Origin of the sequence: Psychrobacter sp. KCTC 72983 (assembly GCF_014280455.1) — a bacterium.
Taxonomy (GTDB): domain Bacteria; phylum Pseudomonadota; class Gammaproteobacteria; order Pseudomonadales; family Moraxellaceae; genus Psychrobacter; species Psychrobacter pacificensis.
Genome location: NZ_CP060390.1, coordinates 2,427,286 through 2,447,456 on the forward strand (window position 1 = coordinate 2,427,286; position 20,171 = coordinate 2,447,456).

17 protein-coding genes are annotated in these 20,171 nt (G+C 45.3%); 6 read left to right on the forward strand and 11 right to left on the reverse strand.

All coding sequences use genetic code 11. From position 1 onward, the window contains the following. The first annotated feature begins 80 nt into the window (after positions 1-80). The gene (locus PSBA01_RS10435; RefSeq protein WP_186474249.1) at positions 81-1,520 is read left to right on the forward strand and encodes an APC family permease; all 1,440 of its coding nucleotides are present in this window, start codon (positions 81-83) and stop codon (positions 1,518-1,520) included. An 88-nt stretch (positions 1,521-1,608) separates the two neighbouring features. Here the strand turns inward: PSBA01_RS10435 and PSBA01_RS10440 are convergent, their stop codons facing one another. The 10 genes from PSBA01_RS10440 to PSBA01_RS10485 all read right to left on the reverse strand — a co-directional run bounded on the left by PSBA01_RS10440 (position 1,609) and on the right by PSBA01_RS10485 (position 15,130). Then, a complete protein-coding gene (locus PSBA01_RS10440) occupies positions 1,609-2,982 on the reverse strand; it encodes an NAD-dependent succinate-semialdehyde dehydrogenase (protein WP_071001853.1) in 1,374 nt (457 codons plus the stop codon). After that, complete coding sequence (locus PSBA01_RS13465; RefSeq protein ID WP_083328835.1) at positions 2,915-3,292, reverse strand: agmatine deiminase family protein; 378 nt, start codon at positions 3,290-3,292, stop codon at positions 2,915-2,917. Before PSBA01_RS13465 ends, PSBA01_RS10440 begins: the two co-directional genes overlap by 68 nt. 67 nt (positions 3,293-3,359) lie before the next feature. Further along, a complete protein-coding gene (locus tag PSBA01_RS10450) occupies positions 3,360-4,736 on the reverse strand; it encodes a glycosyltransferase (protein ID WP_083328834.1) in 1,377 nt (458 codons plus the stop codon). A 151-nt stretch (positions 4,737-4,887) separates the two neighbouring features. Then, the gene (locus PSBA01_RS10455; protein ID WP_186474250.1) at positions 4,888-5,760 is read right to left on the reverse strand and encodes a TIGR03915 family putative DNA repair protein; all 873 of its coding nucleotides are present in this window, start codon (positions 5,758-5,760) and stop codon (positions 4,888-4,890) included. Positions 5,761-5,956: 196 nt separating this feature from the next. Further along, the gene (locus PSBA01_RS10460) at positions 5,957-7,225 is read right to left on the reverse strand and encodes a putative DNA modification/repair radical SAM protein (RefSeq protein ID WP_186474251.1); all 1,269 of its coding nucleotides are present in this window, start codon (positions 7,223-7,225) and stop codon (positions 5,957-5,959) included. Positions 7,226-7,462: 237 nt separating this feature from the next. Then, positions 7,463-8,365, reverse strand: coding sequence for a hypothetical protein (locus PSBA01_RS10465; protein WP_186474252.1), 903 nt, complete (start codon positions 8,363-8,365; stop codon positions 7,463-7,465). A 471-nt stretch (positions 8,366-8,836) separates the two neighbouring features. Continuing rightward, positions 8,837-9,313 (reverse strand): transcription elongation factor GreA, encoded by a 477-nt coding sequence (gene greA, locus PSBA01_RS10470; RefSeq protein WP_058025194.1) that lies wholly within the window; start codon positions 9,311-9,313, stop codon positions 8,837-8,839. A gap of 326 nt (positions 9,314-9,639) precedes the next feature. Continuing rightward, a complete protein-coding gene (gene carB / locus PSBA01_RS10475; protein ID WP_186474253.1) occupies positions 9,640-12,903 on the reverse strand; it encodes a carbamoyl-phosphate synthase large subunit in 3,264 nt (1,087 codons plus the stop codon). Positions 12,904-13,055: 152 nt separating this feature from the next. Further along, positions 13,056-14,297, reverse strand: coding sequence for a glutamine-hydrolyzing carbamoyl-phosphate synthase small subunit (gene carA / locus PSBA01_RS10480; RefSeq protein WP_186474254.1), 1,242 nt, complete (start codon positions 14,295-14,297; stop codon positions 13,056-13,058). Between the two features lie 284 nt (positions 14,298-14,581). Continuing rightward, complete coding sequence (locus PSBA01_RS10485) at positions 14,582-15,130, reverse strand: phosphatase PAP2 family protein (RefSeq protein WP_186474255.1); 549 nt, start codon at positions 15,128-15,130, stop codon at positions 14,582-14,584. A 262-nt stretch (positions 15,131-15,392) separates the two neighbouring features. Between PSBA01_RS10485 and PSBA01_RS10490 the strand changes: the two genes are divergently transcribed. From PSBA01_RS10490 to PSBA01_RS10505, 4 genes are all read left to right on the forward strand, one after another. Next, positions 15,393-15,929, forward strand: coding sequence for a gamma carbonic anhydrase family protein (locus tag PSBA01_RS10490; RefSeq protein WP_186474256.1), 537 nt, complete (start codon positions 15,393-15,395; stop codon positions 15,927-15,929). Positions 15,930-16,167: 238 nt separating this feature from the next. After that, positions 16,168-16,869 (forward strand): HAD family hydrolase, encoded by a 702-nt coding sequence (locus PSBA01_RS10495; RefSeq protein WP_186474258.1) that lies wholly within the window; start codon positions 16,168-16,170, stop codon positions 16,867-16,869. Positions 16,870-16,984: 115 nt separating this feature from the next. Next, a protein-coding gene (prfB, locus tag PSBA01_RS10500; RefSeq protein WP_156770966.1) for a peptide chain release factor 2 occupies positions 16,985-18,080 on the forward strand; the annotation gives its coding sequence in 2 pieces (ribosomal slippage) (positions 16,985-17,056 and positions 17,058-18,080; 1,095 coding nt in all). A 42-nt stretch (positions 18,081-18,122) separates the two neighbouring features. Beyond that, on the forward strand, positions 18,123-18,407 hold the full coding sequence (locus tag PSBA01_RS10505) for a pyrimidine/purine nucleoside phosphorylase (RefSeq protein WP_186474260.1): 285 nt from the start codon (positions 18,123-18,125) through the stop codon (positions 18,405-18,407). Positions 18,408-18,429: 22 nt separating this feature from the next. Here the strand turns inward: PSBA01_RS10505 and PSBA01_RS10510 are convergent, their stop codons facing one another. Continuing rightward, positions 18,430-18,630 carry a hypothetical protein gene (locus PSBA01_RS10510; protein ID WP_186474262.1) on the reverse strand — a complete coding sequence of 67 codons (201 nt, stop codon included), beginning with the start codon at positions 18,628-18,630 and terminating at the stop codon, positions 18,430-18,432. A gap of 202 nt (positions 18,631-18,832) precedes the next feature. On the opposite strand from PSBA01_RS10510, the gene PSBA01_RS10515 reads away from it, so the two are divergent. Then, positions 18,833-19,951 (forward strand): DNA topoisomerase IB, encoded by a 1,119-nt coding sequence (locus tag PSBA01_RS10515; RefSeq protein WP_093068457.1) that lies wholly within the window; start codon positions 18,833-18,835, stop codon positions 19,949-19,951. Positions 19,952-20,171: the final 220 nt, after the last annotated feature.

Consider the following 20,171-nt stretch of genomic DNA (forward strand, 5'->3'; position numbering starts at 1 on the left):
TGATGAGTGATATCTCATTAAACAGAAATAGTGTAACCATAAAAGGTTCACACGGATGACACACAGACAAGGAGTAGGTTATGTCTGAATTAAAGAAAACGTTAGGTGTGTTCGATATCATTGCGCTGGCATTCGGTGCGATGGTTGGTTGGGGCTGGGTCGTGCTGGCGGGTGGTTGGATTATCTCGGCAGGCATCTGGGGCGCAATCAGTGCATTCTTAATTGGCGGTCTTGTAGTGGTTTTGATTGGTGTGACCTATGCTGAATTGGCGGCATCCATGCCTATCACAGGAGGCGAGCACACGTATACACACCGTGCACTGGGGGTAAATATATCCTTTATCTGCTCATGGAGTATTTTATTTGGTTATTTTTCCGTCGTTGCTTTTGAGGCGGTGGCGCTGCCAACCGTTGTCGAATATGTCATTCCCAATTATAGTCAAGGCTATCTTTGGAATATCGCAGGCTGGGATGTTTATGCCACGTGGGTAGCTGTCGGTATGCTTGGCTCCATCATTGTCACCTGGCTCAATATACGCGGTATGGAAGTCAGTGCGTGGTTCCAAAAGTTGGCCGTCGTCGGTATTTTCTGCGTCGGTATCTTACTATTCGTTGGTGCGTTATTATTCAATCCTGAAACCTCCAACTCAGTACAAGCACCAAACTTTATCGGTGGTATGGGCGGCATCATGACGGTGATGGTGATGGTACCGTTTTTATTCGTGGGCTTCGATGTGATTCCACAAGCCGCAGAAGAAATCAATCTGACCCGTCCAAATATCGGCAAATTTTTGATTGTCTCTATTATCATTGCCGTGCTTTGGTACGTGGCTGTCGCTTGGAGTGTGGGCAAAACCTTGCCATTATTACAAGCGCAAGATTCGACATTGGCAACCGCTGATGCGATGACCAATGCATGGAATGGCAAATGGGCAGGTACGCTGCTAGTTATCGGCGGTGTACTGGGTATTTTATCAAGCTGGAACGCGTTTCTTATTGGTGGCAGTCGCTTATTGTACGCCATGGGTAAAACGCACATGTTGCCACAGTTCTTGTGCAAGCTACATCCTAAATACAACACCCCAGTCAATGCGATCTTGTTGATCGGTGGCCTTGCCACACTAGCGCCATTATTTGGTCGCAAAATGCTCGTGTGGATTGTTGATGCAGGCGGCTTTGGTATCGTTATCGCTTATACTTGTGTTGCATTGTCATTTTTAGTGCTACGCTACCGTGAGCCTAATATGATACGTCCATTTAGAGTACCAGCAGGTAAATTGGTTGGTGTCATCACAATCATACTCAGCCTTGGTATGTTGGCGCTTTATCTGCCAGGTATGCCGTCGGCATTGGTTCCTATCGAGTGGTGGATTTTCCTTGGCTGGACGGTTCTTGGCGGCGCAATGTATGGCTATGCGTCAATGAAAAACCCTGGTAAGAGTAAAGAGATTATGGATCATGAGCTGCATGAGCTCAAAATCATTAATCAACAATGGTTAAAAGAAAATCCATATAAATAATAGTCTCATTTTAGTCAGTTAACTACCTTAAAAAGCCTAACGTCAAACGTTAGGCTTTTTTAGTGCATACAATCAAGTGCTTATACGATTAAGACTTATCACGGATAAGCTTATAGTTTAAGAACTCAGTGATACCAAGCGTACCAAGCTCGCGACCAAATCCTGAACGTTTAACGCCGCCAAATGGGGTATTGGCTTCGGTACCAGACGGCGCGTTGATAGTGACCATGCCCACTTCTAATTTATCAGCAATATCAGCAGCTAGGGCAGCATCTTGCGTTTGGATAGAAGCACCAAGACCAAAAGGCACATCATTAGCAATCTTGATAGCGTGATCGACATCACGAGCCTTGTAGACGACAGCGACAGGACCAAACAACTCTTCACGGTAGACATCCATTGATTCAGTGACATCTGTTAGTACCGCAGGTTTGAACCATGCACCAGGCTTGTCCTTGACTAGGCCGCCCTCGACTAGGACCGTCGCGCCTGCTTCAACGGCACTATCTAACTGCGCTTGCAGATTGACCGCGGCAGCCTTTGAAGACATTGGGCCGATAAAGGTTTTTTCATCAAGAGGATCGGCCAATGTCATACCACGTACAGCATCAGTAAAGCCCTCAACGAACTTGTCATAGACAGACTCAAGCACGATTAGGCGTTTGGCGGCGTTACAGGCTTGGCCGGCATTACCAAAACGACCAGAGATCGCGCCTTTTACGGCTTTTTTGATATCCGCATCAGCTGCAACGATAAAGGCATCGGAGCCGCCAAGCTCCAACACGACTTTTTTGAGTGCGCCGCCTGCTTCTTTGGCAACGGCTTGTCCAGCGCGCTCAGAGCCAGTGAGTGAGATACCTTGTACACGCTTGTCATGAATAATAGTCGCTGCCTGCTCGTTGGTGGCAAAGATATTGTTATAAACACCTTCAGGTACGACGACCTCTTTGAACATATCAGCGATAACTTCTGCAGTCTTAGGGCATTGAGGCGCGTGCTTTAAGATAATAGTATTACCTGCCATAAAGTTTGGCGCGACAAAACGTGCCACTTGATAATGCGGATAATTCCACGGCATGATACCGAGTAGAACGCCAACAGGACGTTTTTCTACCGAAGCTGATCCTGAATCAACGTCAATGGTATTCGGCGCGAGTAGCTGCTCAGCATTGTCTGCATAGTAACGATAGATCTCAGCGACCAGACCGATTTCACCCTTTGCTTGTGCAACGGGTTTACCCATCTCACCCGCCACAATACGAGCCAGCTCGTCTTGACGTTCCAGATAGCTATCGGCAATTTTATGCAGTAGTGCACTGCGCTCACTCAATGAGACTTGACGCCAGTCTTGATAGGCGTTGTCAGCCTGCTCGATGACTTGCTGGATATCTTGTTCAGTGGCGGTAGGGTAAGTGGCTTCTAGTTCGCCAGTGGCTGGATTGTTGATTTGATAATCGCTCATACTTTTTCCTTATTTTTAGCGTGTTTTTGGGTTTAAAATCCATTTTTGTGTTTATGCTTATACTTTCAGTTGCTGCTATGCTTTCATTCGCTAATAAGTGCGATTTATTATGGTTCATTGTAATACAATGAATATTACCGCCGCCATGGACAATCTCTTTTGTGCGTACTCCCACTACTTGATGCTGAGTAAAGATTTTTTCAAAGTGCACATACACCAATGACTTATTAGGCTCGTGTTCTGTAACTTTAAACTGAATACTCATCTTAATACAGATTGAAAATGCCACTTCCATTGCTGGAAATGGCATTTTTTTGCTTAATATATCTCATCATGACTGAGATTGGCTCCTGCACAGATAGAGGTAGGCAGTCAGCTTATGACTTTTGATCAGCGTCAGGTGCTTCTGATTTGATATCTACTTTTGTTGTTTCTTCTACTTTTATTTCATCTTCTATTTCTGGCGATTCCGCTTTGCTTGCTTTTTCTTTGATCAATTTGACTTTTGGGCGTTTGGGGATGGGTTCGACATGTTTGACCGCCGCACCAAAGGCAGGTTTATAGGTTTTTTTAAGGTTTCTTTTGATTCTTCGTACGGCGAGCGCATCGGCCTCAGCCTGTTCTTCTGCCAGCGCAGTATCGTACAATCCTTGGTATACCGCGATTGTCTTTTCGATCATCTCACGCATGGTGAATTTGTTGGTCATCTCAGGTCGCGTCACACTTTCTAATTGATTGCGCACCGCTTTACATAACGAGTTGGCATTGTGTTCTTTTACCAAACCTTGCGGATAGAGCGGTTGTAAGATTTCGCTAAAGGCGGCTTTATCCCAGCCAATGACAGGTGTGCCCAAATGAATCGCTTGCAGGGCATTAATGCCGATCGATTCTGGCTCATTGGCAAGTGCCATAACGATATTGGCCGCTGAGAGCCATTCACGCATGTCATTACGCTTGCTACCCACATAAGTAATGCGCTCAGCCAACCCCAGACTGTGAGTACGTTGACGAAAGTCTTCATGAGCGACATCACCATCTTTATCATCATCGTCCATAATGATGACATGAATATTGGGAAATTGCTCTTGTAGATTACCCAAGATATCAATCAGCCACTCTTGACCATACTCATTGCCAATGACCGTTGGAAATACGAGCCACTTTTTGTGCTCAAGCTCAGGATACTCAGCAAAGGTATGACGCAACCAATAGACCGATGGATTGTGCCGATAAGGGTAGCGCCGAGTATCGATGCCGCGATAGATGCGCGTGATGACTTTGGGGTCTGCTTCCTCGCGGCGCAGTCTTCTTGTTAGATATTGGGTGACACTATCAGAGACGGTTATAATTGTATCGACATTGAGTAGGGCTTGAGAGTATTTATTGATAGGATAAAACCCATACATGGTCGAGACCAGCTTTGGGAAACGCTTGACCCGCGCTCGGCGCAATGCTAAATGCAATATCCATGCAGGGGTGCGCGAATGTACATGAATGACATCAGGCTCATACTTCTCAATCAAATGCCGCAGTGCTGAAACTTGCAGCAATGACAGCCACGATTTTTTGTTCATGTGGACTTGATGATAGTGATTGCCATCACGCTTGAGCCGTCTGACCAAGTCATTGCTCTCATCAGCGCTAGAAACAATGATCGAGGTATGCCCGTTTTTGACCAGTGCGCGCCCAAGATGAAAAATACCGCGCTCGGATTCATCATGCTTCAAAGACGACAGTAGGCGCATCACTTTCATAATAACATAGGTCACAGGTTAGGAGGATCAAGCTGCTATTGTCAGTTAAAAGCGCATAAAACTCAACCATCAAGATAAAAAGATGGCGTCAAATATGTGGCTTTTTGCCACATTATAATCATGATTGCGTTGGCAAAAATTCCTAAAATCTTTAGCGGCGCTTTTGTAGATGCTCAGCATTGGGCAACACTTGTTTTTCACTTAAGTATTTCCAATAGCGCTGTGGTAGATACTGCCTATGCAGCTTAGGATTTTTACGCTCTTTGATATTGACGTTGGTAAAGTAGCCTTGCCAAAACTTTTGATAACGCTGCTCATCAGGGCTATGAATGCTGGCAGGATTGCGTAGCACCGCATCATCGAGGTCGGTGATGGTTTGTAGCGGCGCGGGACGAGTAGGCGTGCTATTACTTTTATCATAATAAATGCCATAGCCGCGTGTCAGATCATAAATCGCCCAGTGCTGATCTTGATAACGCTGACGAAAATGCTCCCCAATCAGTGGTAATACATTAAAATCAGGCTCGACCCGTGCAAAATAAATATCATCGGTCGTGTGCTCAAAACGTACAAAGGCCTCCATGCGGTGTTTTTCGCGACCAACGGATTTGACCGTCTGTACCAGCTCAAGCACATCTAAATGACCAAGATCTTGCATAATGTGACGGCTAGGGTAATCGATGGCGTATTTGACCACACGAAACAAAGTGGTGCCGATATCGTCCTTTTCTGATAAAAACCCCCACAAGATATTGCGCATACCTGAGCGACCAAGCAAGCTATTTAGTTTAACCAATACGCGCTCTGCGTTGTCTGCATCCGTTGCGACGCTAATCGCTTGCGCAATCAAGGAGGGTATATAACAGTCTTGAGCGGTGAGTTTGAGTGAGGCGTCTTCTTGCAATCGATTGGCATAGACATAAAACACCGCGCTGAGCCAGCCCTCAAAGCTTGGCTCATACAGCACAATGCTGGGCGTTAACTGACCGATAGTATAATTGTCGTTTTGCACAAGTGCTGACATGGTTTATCCTGAAACGATGTGAAATGTATTTTGGCTCGCCATAAAATGTATGTAAGTATTGTCAAATGCTACTGGGGGATATTTTTCTTGCGTGCTGTTCGCATCGCGTGACAGAGGCTGCAAAAAATATCACCAGTAGCGCTACCTTTTTATTTTATCGATTTTAGATTGATTTATATTTATGACAATGCCAAATTTAAAACAACGCTAGCTGTCCGCTACGTTGATCTTTAAATTTGGTCTGCGTTTGCGCCAGTACATACTGACGGAAGTTATCGCGTGTCAAATGGGCAAGGTGCTTGTTTTTGCCAGTGGTTGCGATAAAATACTTGGCACGGTTGACCGCGGCTCCCATCTTTTTTAGATGATAGAGCGTCAACTGGTTAAATTTGCGCGCTTTGACGATTTTTTTGGCCGTCTTGGTACCGATGCCAGGGATACGCACGATCATCTCATAAGTCGCTGTCTGAATATTGACAGGAAAATGCTCGCGATGGCGTATCGCCCATGCCAGTTTTGGGTCACAATCTAAGTCCAAAAATGGCGATTCTGGCTCCACAATTTCATGCGCACCAAACCCATAAAAACGCATTAACCAATCTGCTTGATATAGACGGTTCTCGCGTACCATCGGCACAGGGGTCCCAATCGCGGGCAAGCGATTATCAGAGAGCATCGGTACATAACCTGAATAATAGACACGCTTGAGATCGTAGGTTTTATAAAAGTGACTCGATAGCTGAATCACCTGCAAGTCAGTCTCGTTGCTAGCACCAACGATCATTTGACTGGTCTGACCGGCGGGCGTAAATTTAGGCGCTTTTTTATGGGTTTTGCGGCTCTCACGGATAGTTATAATCTCTTCTTTAACCGTTTCCATCGGCGCTTTTAGCTCATCATGTGACTTCTCAGGCGCAAGCAATGCGAGCCCTGACTTAGTCGGAATTTCGATGTTGACGCTCAGACGGTCTGCATATAGTCCTGCCTCTAACAATAGCTCTTTTGAAGCGCCAGGAATAGTTTTTAGATGAATATAACCATTGAAACGCTCGCGAGTACGCAGGAGCTTGGCAACTTCGACCAGTCGCTCCATCGTATAGTCGCCACTTTTGAAGATACCAGAGCTGAGAAATAGCCCCTCAATATAGTTGCGGCGATAAAACTGCATGGTCAAATCAACCACTTCTTCAACCGTAAAAGCCGCGCGCGGCGTGTCGTTGCTTTTACGTGAAGTACAATACGCACAATCATAGATGCAATGGTTGGTCAAAAGAATCTTTAGCAGACTGACACAGCGACCATCTTCGGTATAGCTGTGACAGATACCGGTTGCTGAGGCATCACCTAGAGCGCCGCCTTGGTTTTTGCGAGTACCAGCGGAGGATGAGCAAGAGACATCATACTTGGCAGCATCAGCCAAGATATTGAGCTTGCCCTGTAATCTTTCATAATTGATGTTTGCCATAAGTCGGTTATTACCAATTAATTAATGAGTAACTATTTTACCAAAATATGTATTAAGTCATTGTATTTATAAGAAAATTTAAAAAATAACACGACAAATAGTGTCGTATCCATCAAGAGGTTGTGAGCGAGCATACGTGCTACTCGATATGACACACATTAAAAAAGGCCTTGAATATTCAAGACCCTTTGCAACATGATACTGTTAAAGATGCGTATTTTGTAGTGAGCGAGTTATTTATTGAACCTTGGCACGTATCACGACGGTTTGATTGCCATTGGCATTAAGATTTGCTAAGTTCCATTTTAGGCCAGAGTAGTTTTCTTGCACAACAACGGTATTGCCAACTTGCTGAATGGTTTTATAAGTGTCACCGCCAGTGGTGGCAAACGTTGGTAATGGGCTATTTAACGATACCAGCTGGATGCCGCTAGGCAATGAAACCATAGCATTGATGTCATTAACTGGCTGTGCCGTGGTGTTGGTGTAGGTGGTGTGATACTCAATGACATCACCAGGGGCGATATGGTTGGCAGGAACGGCAACTTCACGTCCATCAGCATTTTTTAGAATTTTCATGACTTTGGTGTTGGCATTGACGACACCCGGCGTGCTAAAAGTCGGGGTCAACTGCAAAGTATCTAACGTGGTCGTCGTGATTTGATTGCTCACAGATGGATGGATAGATGGCTGGTTAGTGATGACGGTTGTCGCTGGCGCATTTATAACAGGCAATTGAGTGGCCGTGGCAACAGGCAGGACTTGTGTTACGGTACTAACTGGCGCCGTGACGACGTCTACCTTGGTGACGCTATTGGTCATTCGATTGGTGACCGGTACGCTAGTGACGGTTGCGCTTCCTTGAACCACAGGAGACTGGCGAACGACATAGCGCGGCACAGTCGTCACTTGAGTCACGGCATAAGGCATGCCATCTTGCATGGTGATACCGTTAGGTGTCGCAGTAATAGTGGCTGTTTGCCCATCAGAGTATTGTTCAACTACCGTCGTGCTACCACCAACAGATGAGCTAATCGCAATCTCAGGAGCGGCATGGGCTGAGGATGCAAGCACCATACCTGCGAGTATTGCAGATACCGTGGTGGTTAGTGCTGATGGTGCATAAGATTTCATGGTCATAATAGACTCCTTAACAGTATCAATAAAAAAAAGCAGCAATAAGTAAAACAGCAATAATTAACGTCTAAACAAGCAAAACCCCCGCTAAATGACACCAAAAAGTATGCCAAATAACGAGGGTATCAGTACTGAAGATAGTCGGTGTCTATAATCAGACCATCATTATTTTGAGTAAAAGCGCTTCAGTATAAATTTACATCGATATTACGGGGTAACATCACCTAATATAAAAATTACGATGCACTAAAAACTCAAATGATTATGCGCCAAAATAAATCATTTATAAAAGCTGCATTGTGTAACCGAAACGGTATAAATGCTATCTATGTGTAGTACAGCTTTCATCTATGGAGTCGCATAACTAAGTAGCTAGGCGCAATCATTGTCATAGAAGCTACTATCTAAAAGTCATTTCTCGAACTGTCTACAATTGAGAGTATCAAAACTCTAGATTAGAAAGCAGTGTAGCTATTAGTCGTATATAACTTTCATGACTTCATATTCAACCACGCCTTTTGGCGTTTCGATGCGTACTTCATCGCCTTCAAACTTACCGATGAGGCCACGCGCGATCGGTGAGTTAACTGAGATTTTGCCAGCCTTGAAATCGGCTTCATCATCGCCGACGATTTTGTACTGTTTTTCTTCTTCAGTGTCCATGTTTTCGATTATGACGCTGACGCCAAATACGACACGACCTTCTTTTGGCAATGTCGAAGGATCGATGACTTGTGCGCCGCCAAGTTTTGCTTCGATATCACGGATACGTGCTTCACAAAACCCTTGTTGCTCACGGGCAGCGTGGTATTCAGCGTTTTCTTTTAAATCGCCGTGCTCGCGGGCTTCAGCAATCGATGCGGTGATGCGTGGACGGTCGACACTTTTTAACTGTTTTAATTCAGCTTCTAAAGCTGCATGTCCTTGCGGAGTCATGGGATAACGTTGCATGTTTTTTCCTTAAACCAATAACACCACACCATCTCATAAGGAGATGGTGTCAATGTTGTTGCAATGAGTATGAAATATAAAAAGAGCGGGGTTCAGATGGTGTCGTCAGTAAATAGGCTGTTGTGTGTTAGCACCTCTACTTTTAGCACCAAGCGCACTGAACCTTACATAATAAAAAGCATAGTCGCAATTTAGCCACTATGCTTTTGTAGGTTTGTCTCTTTCAAGATATTGTTTTTTTAACGTATGATTATCACAAAATAATCAATAACAAGTCTTGGCTAAGCTTTTATATAAGCTTAGCGGTTATGCTTAATCTACTGAAATTATTCAGCCGCGTCAATAGACTTTGCTTGCTCATGCAAATCTTGTAACTTATAGACATCAAACGGTAAGTCAATGGCATAAGATTTACAGACGGCATCGGCTGCACCTAACGTCGTGACATAGAATACCTTGCCTTGTAGCGCACTACGGCGGATAGAGAATGAATCCTCTTGTGCTTGCTTGCCTTCAGTCGTATTGATAATCAGGTCAATTTTGCCGTTTTTCAAGGCATCAACGATATGCGGACGACCTTCAGTGACCTTGTTGATTTGCTGACTTTCGATACCAGCGTCGCTCAGTACTTTTTGCGTGCCAGTCGTTGAGACGATTTTGAAGCCAAAGTCTATAAGCTGACGGGCGATCGGGGCGATTTGTCCTTTGTCGCTATCACGAACTGAGATAAAGACCGTCTTGGTCTCGCCTTCAGTCGGTAGGCCAGGCAGACGCTCGTTACTACCGATGATGGCTTTGTAGAATGCTTCGCCAAAGGTTTTGCCCACGCCCATGACTTCACCCGTCGATTTCATCTCAGGACTCAAGATTGGATCAACACCAGGGAATTTAGCAAATGGGAACACTGCTTCTTTGACCGCATAAAATGCTGGAACAATCTCAGTCGTAAAGCCTTGGTCTTTGAGCGAGGTGCCAGCCATACAGCGAGCCGCAACCTGTGCTAATGAAGTACCGATACACTTAGAGACAAAGGGTACGGTACGCGCAGCGCGTGGGTTCACTTCTAAGATGTAAACGGTTTCGCCTTTGACCGCGAACTGAACGTTCATCAGACCAACAACGCCAAGCTCTTTTGCCATCGCGACTGTTTGCGCGCGCATGACATCACATAGCTCTTTAGACAGTGAGTATGGCGGCAGTGAACATGCTGAGTCGCCTGAGTGGACACCTGCCTGTTCGATATGCTGCATGATACCGCCGATGACAACATCGGTACCATCACATACACAGTCAACATCAACTTCGATGGCGTCATCTAAGAAGCGATCGAGTAGGACAGGCGCTTCGTTTGAGGCTTGTACTGCGGTGCGCAGGTAATGTTTTAGCTCATCTTCGTTATAGACGATTTCCATCGCGCGGCCACCTAATACATAAGATGGACGTACCACCAATGGATAGCCTACGTCTTTTGCTTTAACCAAACCATCTTCTAAGCTGGTTGCTAAGGCGTTCGATGGTTGTACAAGGTTTAGCTGCTGAATCATATGCTGGAAGCGCTCACGGTCTTCAGCGCGGTCGATCGCATCAGGACTCGTACCGATGATTTTTACGCCCGCTGATTCTAGCGCACGCGCAAGTTTCAATGGCGTTTGGCCACCGAACTGTACAATCACGCCATCAGGGTTTTCGATACGGACGATCTCTAGCACGTCCTCTAACGTGATTGGCTCAAAATATAAACGGTCGGAGGTGTCATAATCGGTTGAAACCGTTTCAGGGTTACAGTTGACCATAATGGTCTCATAGCCGTCTTCACGCATGGCAAGCGCTGCATGTACACAGCAATAATCAAACTCGATACCTTGACCGATACGGTTAGGGCCGCCACCGATGACCATGATTTTTTTCTTGTCAGTTGGGTTGGCTTCACATTCGCTATCGTAGGTTGAGTACATATAAGCGGTGCTGGTCGCAAACTCTGCAGCGCACGTATCGACACGCTTATACACGGGATAGACGCCTAAATCCCAACGCTTTTTGCGTAGTTGCTTTTGTGAGATACCAAGCAATTTAGCCAAACGCAAATCTGACAAGCCTTTACGCTTAAAGCGACGTAGGTTGTTTTCGTTTAAGCCACCAAAGCCGAGTGATTTTACCGTCGCTTCAGTCTTAACGATGTCTTCGATTTGTACCAAGAACCACGGGTCAATCTTGGTGTAATTAAAGACGTCATCAACGCTCATACCGACACGGAAGGCATCAGCAACGTAATAGATACGCTCAGGCGTTGGAATGGTTAAGCGGTTGATAATCTCACTACGAGCCTTCTCAGCACTGACTTTGGATAAATCAATTTGCTCATCGAAACCATCCGCGCCAGTTTCCATACCGCGTAATGCCTTTTGCATCGACTCTTGGAAGTTACGACCGATCGCCATGACTTCACCGACCGATTTCATCTGAGTCGATAGGATGTTGTCCGCTTGTGGGAATTTTTCAAAGTTAAAACGCGGTATCTTGGTGACAACGTAATCAAGCGCAGGCTCGAAGCTGGCTGGGGTTTTGCCGCCTGTGATGTCATTTTGCAATTCATCTAGGGTATAACCGATTGCCAGTTTTGCCGCGATTTTGGCAATCGGGAAGCCAGTCGCTTTTGAGGCGAGGGCAGACGAGCGTGATACACGTGGATTCATCTCGATAACGACCATACGTCCCGTATCAGGGTTGATACCGAACTGGACGTTTGAGCCGCCTGTTTCAACACCGATCTCACGCAATACTGCGAGTGAGGCATTACGCATGATTTGGTATTCTTTATCGGTCAAGGTCTGCGCGGGTGCGACAGTGATTGAGTCGCCAGTATGTACGCCCATTGGGTCAAAGTTTTCGATGGCACAAATGATAATGCAGTTGTCGTTTTTGTCACGAACCACTTCCATCTCGTACTCTTTCCAGCCGATGAGTGACTCATCGATAAGTAGCTGATGGTTTGGTGATAGATCAAAACCGCGCTCACAAATCTCGATAAACTCATCGCGGTTGTAAGCAATACCGCCACCTGAACCGCCCATGGTGAATGAGGGACGAATAATACACGGATAACCCATCTTTTCTTGAGTGGCAAAGGCTTCTTCCATCGTTTCAGCGGTTTCAGCGCGTGGGCACTCAAGACCGATACGTTTCATCGCTTTGTCGAATAAGTCGCGATCTTCTGCCATCTCAATCGAGTCTTTGGTGGCGCCAATTAGCTCGCAGTCGTACTTAGTCAGTACGCCATGTTTATCTAGATCTAGCGCACAGTTGAGCGCGGTCTGTCCGCCCATGGTTGGCAAGATCGCATCAGGACGCTCTTTGGCAATGATTTGCTCAACGGTCTGCCATGTGATCGGCTCGATATAGGTCGCATCTGCCATGACAGGATCGGTCATGATAGTCGCAGGGTTTGAGTTGACCAAGATGACACGGTAGCCTTCTTCTTTTAGTGCTTTGCACGCCTGTGCGCCTGAATAGTCAAACTCACACGCTTGGCCGATAACGATAGGGCCTGCGCCAATGATAAGAATGCTTTTTATGTCGGTACGTTTTGGCATAGTTAGAGCTACCTTCGTTTGATGATATTTTAAGTAATCTTTATTTTTGATAACGCTTATGGCGTTTTATACTTACAATGCGTTGTTACAGTACTGCTCAAACCGCTTTTAGCGATTCAAGCATTGACTTATTATCAAGTTATAATGAATCGTTAAGCTTGAGCAGTTTTAGCCGCTTCCATCATCTCAGCAAACTTATCAAATAGCGGACCACAATCATGCGGGCCAGGGCTGGCTTCTGGGTGACCTTGGAAGCTAAATACTGGCTTGTTGGTCAGCTCGATACCTTGGTTAGTACCATCGAATAATGAGCGATGCGTTGACTTAACGTTTTCTGGTAGCGTGTCTTCATCAACCGCAAAGCCATGGTTTTGACTGGTGATCATCACTGTGCCAGTCGCTAGATCTTGCACCGGATGGTTGGCACCATGGTGGCCCGTTTTCATTTTGATGGTATTGGCGCCGCTGGCAAGACCAATTAGCTGATGACCTAAGCAGATGCCAAAGGTTGGTACGTCTGTTTCTTCAATAATGTGACGTACGGCGTCGATAGCGTAGTCACAGGCGGCAGGATCGCCTGGGCCATTTGATAAGAAGATACCGTCTGGGTTCATCGCGAGCACATCAGCAATAGGCGTTTGTGCTGGGACGACGGTCACGTGACAGCCGCGGTCGACGAGCATACGTAGGATGTTGGTTTTGCTACCGAAGTCATAAGCGACGACATTGTATTTAGCGTCGATATGCGTGCCAAGCTGTTTAAAGAAGCCGCCAGTACCATTGTCATGGCTACCCGCCACGTCACGGTTGAGTAGGGTGTCTGATAGATCCCATGTGCCCGCTGTCCATTCAAAGCTTTCTGTCGTGCAGCATTCTTTTGCCAAGTCCATGCCCTTTAGACCTGCAAAGCCTTGTGCCAGCTCAATCGCTTTTTGCTCATCTTCAACGCTGATCGTCTCACCGTTTGAGGCAGTCATGATACAACCGTTTTGTGCGCCTTTATCACGTAATAGGCGGGTCAACTGGCGTGTATCAATTTCAGCGATAGCGACGGTATTGTTACGCTGTAGATAGTCGCTTAGTGATTCTGAGTTGCGGAAGTTAGAGGTTGCCATGGTGGCGTCACGGATGATCAGACCGTCTGCCCATACTTTGTGACCGTTACCAGACTCGGTATCCTCGGCATTGGTACCTGTATTACCGATATGCGGATAAGTTAGGGTCACCAGCTGTCGCGCATAACTTGGATCGGTTAGGATTTCTTGATACCCTGTCATGGCGGTATTAAATACGACCTCACCAACACGATGACCTAGGCTGCCGATACTGACACCGCGAAAAATTGTACCGTCTGCTAGTGCCAAAATTGCTTGTGTTTCTACCGATGAATTCAAGGATTGCCTCCGCTATTATTGGTGAGTGCCATCATGTTCTGTTGGTCTAAAATTGCTCCGTATCCTTTTATTTACGGCATCTGACTGTTGTCATATAGAAGTAATAAAAGGACGGCACACAAAAATTTTCCACAAAAAAGCGAGAAGACATTATTGATGAAAACTACAAAACTCACTCGATAGTGAATAGGTAACTTGCATCATGTCCGCTCGCTTAGGCACAGATTTTGCGTATTATATACAAAATAGTAACTTATGGCTAGTATCAAGGGCAAACTGAGTGATTAAAACTGGTAGTGGACAGACAGCCCGTAATAGTCAGGCGCAAGATTGGTTGTGAGGAGAAGCTGATCGTTATAGCTTTTGGTCAAATACATACTACTGGCAACCCCTAGTGCTGCACCAGCAAATACATCAGCCACATCATGTTTTTCCGCTTTAACACGGCTATAACCCACAAAAGTTGCGCCAACATAAGCTGGAATACTATATTCTAATCCATAGCGTTTATGAATGAAGCTTGCGCCCTGAAATGCCAAAGAAGTATGTCCTGATGGGAAGGAGTCATTGTCGCTATGGTCAGGACGCTCTTTATTAATGGTTGACTTCACAGCATAGGTCACGGCAAGATTAGTAGCAAATGATTGATAAAATTGCTGACGTCCCTCTTTATCATTCATATAATGCGTGCTGCCATAAGCAATGGCAGGTATGGCAACCGCAACAATGTCACCGGCTCTCTCCAAACTTGAGGTATCTTCAGCATAACTGGGCGCGGTGATGATCACACTACTTGCCAACAAGATAATAGGTACGTGTGTTTCGCGAAGCATGGATGCGTCCTTAGTAGGGTAGCGGTACTTGTTAGGGCAGGCGCTACGATAGCAAAATGAGAATGTTGGCCTTGCTAATTGTACTATAAAGTGGACACACGATAAGGTATTAAATGGGACTGTATACTGTAAAATATATTTTTTATGGCTATGGTCCAAAGTGAGATGGTTCTTTGACATGCCAATCAAATAAGCATAAAAATGATTGTGGTATAACCAATGACTTACTCCAAAATAACATTATCCTTACTAAGGAAAAACGATGATATTTAAATATTTAGACAAAACCCCTGAGTTTGCCGTACCGTTCAACGGTTGGATTGCTGACTCGGCACAAGTAATCGGTGATGTGTATTTGGGTCATCAGGCCAATGTTTGGTTTGGTGCGGTGATACGCGGCGATAACGATCGTATTCATATCGGCGACTATAGTAATGTGCAAGAAAATAGTGTGATTCACACTGATGCAGGTATCAAAGTGACTATCGGTGATTACGTGACTATTGGCCATCTAGCGATGCTGCATGGCTGTGAGATCGGTGATAACAGTCTGGTTGGTATCGGTGCGGTGGTACTCAATAATGTCAAAATAGGTAAAAACTGCCTGATAGGGGCGAAAGCCTTAATTACTGAAGGTCAGGTTATTCCTGACAATTCCCTGGTGATGGGCGCGCCTGCCAAAGTCGTTAAGACACTGACAGATGAGCAAGTAGCGATGTTGAAAATGTCAGCGCTGCATTATTCTGAGCGTTGTCAAAAATTCAAAACAGGTTTAACAGAAATAGCGATGCCTGACTAACTAAGCGCTTATTTTTAACGATGAAGCGGCAAAAAAGAGTCCTGTCCCCTGCTTTTTATCGTTGGGGCTGATGTTAAAATTGCCCCATACTGCGTTACAAATCTCGCTAAGGCATCTGCATTATCGTCGCTTTGTGCCTTGTCTGGAACCATTTTAGCGATCAGCAGTGCCTATTTGCGAATGTTCAACACGCCCTAAAAGATCCATATTTTTTCACAACCAACGATAAGGTCTCACCATGCAGGCAAATCCAGCACAAAAACAACAAAAACAACTAGCGCTATTTGATTTAGATCATACCTTACTGGATGTCGATAGTGACTATCTGTGGGGTGAGTATATCGTCAAGCACGACCTTGTCGATGAGGCTGAGTACCGTACAGCCAACCAGAAGTTTTATAATGACTATATCGAAGGGACGTTAGATGCGACAGAGTACAATGAATTCGTCGCGCAGTTTTTGAGTAGTCTGCCGCTTGATAGACTTGATGAGCTAAGAGAAGATTACATCAAAAGTGAAATCGAGCCACATATTCGCCCAAAAGCAATGGAAGCATTGTGCCAGCATATTGAGCAAGGGCACGATGTGGTGATTATTTCTGCAACCAATGATTTTGTGGTGTCCGCTATTGCCAAGCGTTTTGGTATTGAGTCAGCCAATGTATTGGCTACGCCGCTTGAGATCAAAGACAATCGTTATACGGGCAAGCTGACTGATAAACCAAACTTTCAGGCAGGCAAGATCTACCATTTAGATAAATGGCTTGATAAGCAGCAAGCAGCGGGCATCACCTTTGAAAAAACCTATGCCTATTCAGACTCCAAAAACGATATCCCGTTGCTAGAATGGGCGGATGTGGCGATCTGTGTGTCACCTGATGAGGCGCTACATGCTCATGCCTTGGCGCATCGCTGGGCAGTAGAAGATTGGTCAATATAGCTTAATGGATGCATAAGTGGTTATCACCATGATAATTAGCCAACCATTTATGATCAATCTCATTTAAAATAGCGCCAAATGCGTTATTTATTTTTTTAGAAAAACAGGAACACTTATGGAAATCAATCCGTATCAAGAACAGATTAAAGATTTATCCGAGCGCGGGCAGGATTTGCGGAGGTATCTTTGACTTCGATGGTAAGCAAGAACGCTTAGAAGAAGTCAATTTAGAGCTAGAAAACCCAGAGCTGTGGAATGATCCAGAGCGTGCCACCAAGATCAATAAAGAAAAAAGCCACCTTGATGGTGTCATCGATGTGGTGCTCTCTCTTGAAACCACGCTAGAAGATGCGTCTGCCATGCTAGAGTTGGCAGTAGAAGCAGAGGATGAGTCCTTGCTAGCTGACGTGCAAAGCGAGCTAGATGATGCTGAGCAGCGCGTGGCTGATCTAGAGTTCCGCCGTATGTTCAGCGGCGAGATGGATCCAAACAACTGCTACTTGGATATCCAGTCGGGCAGTGGCGGCACCGAAGCACAAGACTGGGCGGAGATGCTGCTGCGTATGTATACACGCTGGGCGGAAGCTCATGGCTTTAAGGTAGATGTGATTGAAGTGTCTGCTGGCAGTGTCGCGGGTATCAAGTCGGCCACCATTGAGATTAAAGGCGATTATGCGTTTGGTTGGCTGCGTACCGAGATTGGCGTCCATCGTTTGGTACGTAAGTCACCATTTGATAGCAACAATGGTCGTCATACCTCATTTGCGGCGGTGTTTGTCTCGCCTGAGATTGATGATAATGTCGAGATTGACATCAATCCTGCGGATTTGCGTATCGATACCTATCGCTCCTCAGGAGCGGGCGGTCAGCACGTCAACACGACAGATTCTGCGGTACGTATTACCCATGAGCCAAGTGGTGTGGTGGTGACTTGTCAGAATGAGCGTAGTCAGCACGGTAACAGAGCCACGGCAATGAAGATGCTGCGTGCTAAGCTCTATGAGCTTGAGATGCAAAAACGTATGGAAAAACAACAAGCGGTTGAAGACAATAAGTCTGATGTCGGCTGGGGCAGCCAGATTCGCTCATACGTGCTCGATGATTCTCGTATCAAGGATCTGCGTACCGGCGTTGAAACCTTCAACACGGGCGCGGTACTAGATGGCGACCTCGATCAGTTTATCGAAGCCAGTCTAAAAGCAGGTCTATAAAATAGAATTCAAATACCAACTAACATGTAATTAAGGAAGATTATGCCAAGCGTAAATAATTATTTTGATAATAAAGTCACTTCGATTGCTTTTCAAACAGCAACCAAGCCTGCAACAGTAGGTGTTATGGAAATTGGTGAGTATGAATTTGGCACCAGTGAGTTTGAAACCATGAGCGTGGTGAGCGGTGCATTGACGGTCAAGCTACCAGAGAGTGATGAGTGGCAAACGTTTAACGCTGGCGAGCACTTCACCGTTGAAGCCAATCAAAAATTCCAAGTAAAAGTTGACGTCGAAACCGCTTATTTATGTGTATACGGTAAATAATGACTTTTATTGTAAAGTAGTATCAAAATAAAAAAAGCCAAGCATTTGATGCTTGGCTTTTTTTGGTGGGTATTTCATTCTCGAGCTTACCCTTATCAAGCAGATTGCGCCACGTCGTCTCCGTCGTGTTTGATGGCAAACTGGTTTCATAGAACGTGAGATAGTTTTGCCATAAGTGCGCCCAAAGATCATGATCGGCGAGGGCGAGTGGCTTTATTTTCATAGGAGAATGATTTATTTTTTATAAACTTAAGTCGTGAGTAGTGCTGAATTAAGCCTTAAAAGTACAGCACTTAGAACCCGTATCGCTATTTTTATCACTGCTTTATTTTACACAGGATTACACTTTGTCCGTGGCAAACAAACAGCAAAAATAAGCGCAGTTGATTATGCTAAAACCATAAAATTATTAGATGAGTGTTGTTATGGGCAAAACAAACGAGCAGTCGACGACGCAGGATGTGCGCCATGACTATGAGCGTCTCGCACGCCGTGCCAATCTGCGTTATGTGAGTGACGACGAACCAGGTTATGAGCGTAGACGTTGGGGCCGCGGCTTTACCTATCGCGATGCAACGGGCAAGACAGTCAAAGACAAAGCATTGCGTCAGCGTTTTGATGCATTGGTGATACCGCCTATGTGGTCGGAGGTGTGGATATGCCAAGACGAAAAAGGTCATCTGCAATCGACAGGACGCGATGAAAAATCACGCAAGCAGTACTTGTATCATCCCTTGTGGAATAATATTCGTGACCAAGCCAAGTTTGATGCGATGATAGGCTTTGCAGAGGCGCTGCCCAATTTACGCGCGCAGGTCGAGACAGATTTGGAAGCAGAATCATTGTCACGCACCAATGTACTCGCTGCCGTGGTCAAATTGCTTGAAACCACGTTGATTCGTATTGGTAATAGCCGCTATGCCAAGCAAAATAAAAGCTATGGTCTGAGTACGCTACGTAGTAAGCATGTCAGCGAAACGGATAATGGACTGGCGTTTGATTTTGTCGGAAAAAGCGCCAAAGAACACCACATTGAGCTGCAAGATGAGCGTTTGATTGACATCGTGCAGGCATGTTCTGAGCTGCCGGGCTATCAAATATTTAAATACTTAGATGACAATGGACATAAACAAGTCGTCGACAGTAGCGATATCAACGACTACTTGCGAATGCATACATGCGGTATGGACTGCGAAAGCAAATTATATAGTGCAAAAGATTTTCGAACATGGATGGCAAGTGTACTCGCGGCAAGTTATCTATATGATGAGCTACAAACGACGGCAGGCGCTAACATACTTGCCAGCGCACCAGAAAGTGCTGAGCGTCAGCAGCTGGTCACCGATATGGTAAAAAGCGTGGCGGCAGAGCTGGGCAATACGCCAACCGTATGCCGCGCGTCGTATATTCACCCCATCATTATTGAGCGTTTTTTGGCAGGGGAATTTTATGATGACTACAAACAAGCACGCCGCGGTCGTACGAAAAAATACCAAAGCTGTGAGGAGAAAGCCTTACTAGGTTTTCTCAGTGCTGATCGTTAAATATCGATTCTTGAGAAAGTACTTCAAAAATAATTTAAATATTTGATCCTACAAGTTTTTTAAGTTTACTATTAGCTATTTGATGATAAATAGTTATAGGTCATGCTTATTTATATAAAATAAAAATGATACGTTATGTATTGAAATAAGTATAAAAATACGTTACTAATAGAGCATGTTAAATACAAAGATATTAAACGGTCTATAGGATGTGACCGTT

What these genes read in the sequence shown, in the direction of transcription:
- PSBA01_RS10435 (WP_186474249.1), top strand. Translation starts at nt 81, where the DNA reads ATGTCTGAATTAAAGAAAACGTTAGGTGTGTTCGATATCATTGCGCTG.
- PSBA01_RS10440 (WP_071001853.1), bottom strand. Translation starts at nt 2,982, where the DNA reads ATGAGCGATTATCAAATCAACAATCCAGCCACTGGCGAACTAGAAGCC.
- PSBA01_RS13465 (WP_083328835.1), bottom strand. Translation starts at nt 3,292, where the DNA reads ATGCCATTTCCAGCAATGGAAGTGGCATTTTCAATCTGTATTAAGATG.
- PSBA01_RS10450 (WP_083328834.1), bottom strand. Translation starts at nt 4,736, where the DNA reads ATGAAAGTGATGCGCCTACTGTCGTCTTTGAAGCATGATGAATCCGAG.
- PSBA01_RS10455 (WP_186474250.1), bottom strand. Translation starts at nt 5,760, where the DNA reads ATGTCAGCACTTGTGCAAAACGACAATTATACTATCGGTCAGTTAACG.
- PSBA01_RS10460 (WP_186474251.1), bottom strand. Translation starts at nt 7,225, where the DNA reads ATGGCAAACATCAATTATGAAAGATTACAGGGCAAGCTCAATATCTTG.
- PSBA01_RS10465 (WP_186474252.1), bottom strand. Translation starts at nt 8,365, where the DNA reads ATGACCATGAAATCTTATGCACCATCAGCACTAACCACCACGGTATCT.
- greA (WP_058025194.1), bottom strand. Translation starts at nt 9,313, where the DNA reads ATGCAACGTTATCCCATGACTCCGCAAGGACATGCAGCTTTAGAAGCT.
- carB (WP_186474253.1), bottom strand. Translation starts at nt 12,903, where the DNA reads ATGCCAAAACGTACCGACATAAAAAGCATTCTTATCATTGGCGCAGGC.
- PSBA01_RS10485 (WP_186474255.1), bottom strand. Translation starts at nt 15,130, where the DNA reads ATGCTTCGCGAAACACACGTACCTATTATCTTGTTGGCAAGTAGTGTG.
- PSBA01_RS10490 (WP_186474256.1), top strand. Translation starts at nt 15,393, where the DNA reads ATGATATTTAAATATTTAGACAAAACCCCTGAGTTTGCCGTACCGTTC.
- PSBA01_RS10495 (WP_186474258.1), top strand. Translation starts at nt 16,168, where the DNA reads ATGCAGGCAAATCCAGCACAAAAACAACAAAAACAACTAGCGCTATTT.
- PSBA01_RS10505 (WP_186474260.1), top strand. Translation starts at nt 18,123, where the DNA reads ATGCCAAGCGTAAATAATTATTTTGATAATAAAGTCACTTCGATTGCT.
- PSBA01_RS10510 (WP_186474262.1), bottom strand. Translation starts at nt 18,630, where the DNA reads ATGAAAATAAAGCCACTCGCCCTCGCCGATCATGATCTTTGGGCGCAC.
- PSBA01_RS10515 (WP_093068457.1), top strand. Translation starts at nt 18,833, where the DNA reads ATGGGCAAAACAAACGAGCAGTCGACGACGCAGGATGTGCGCCATGAC.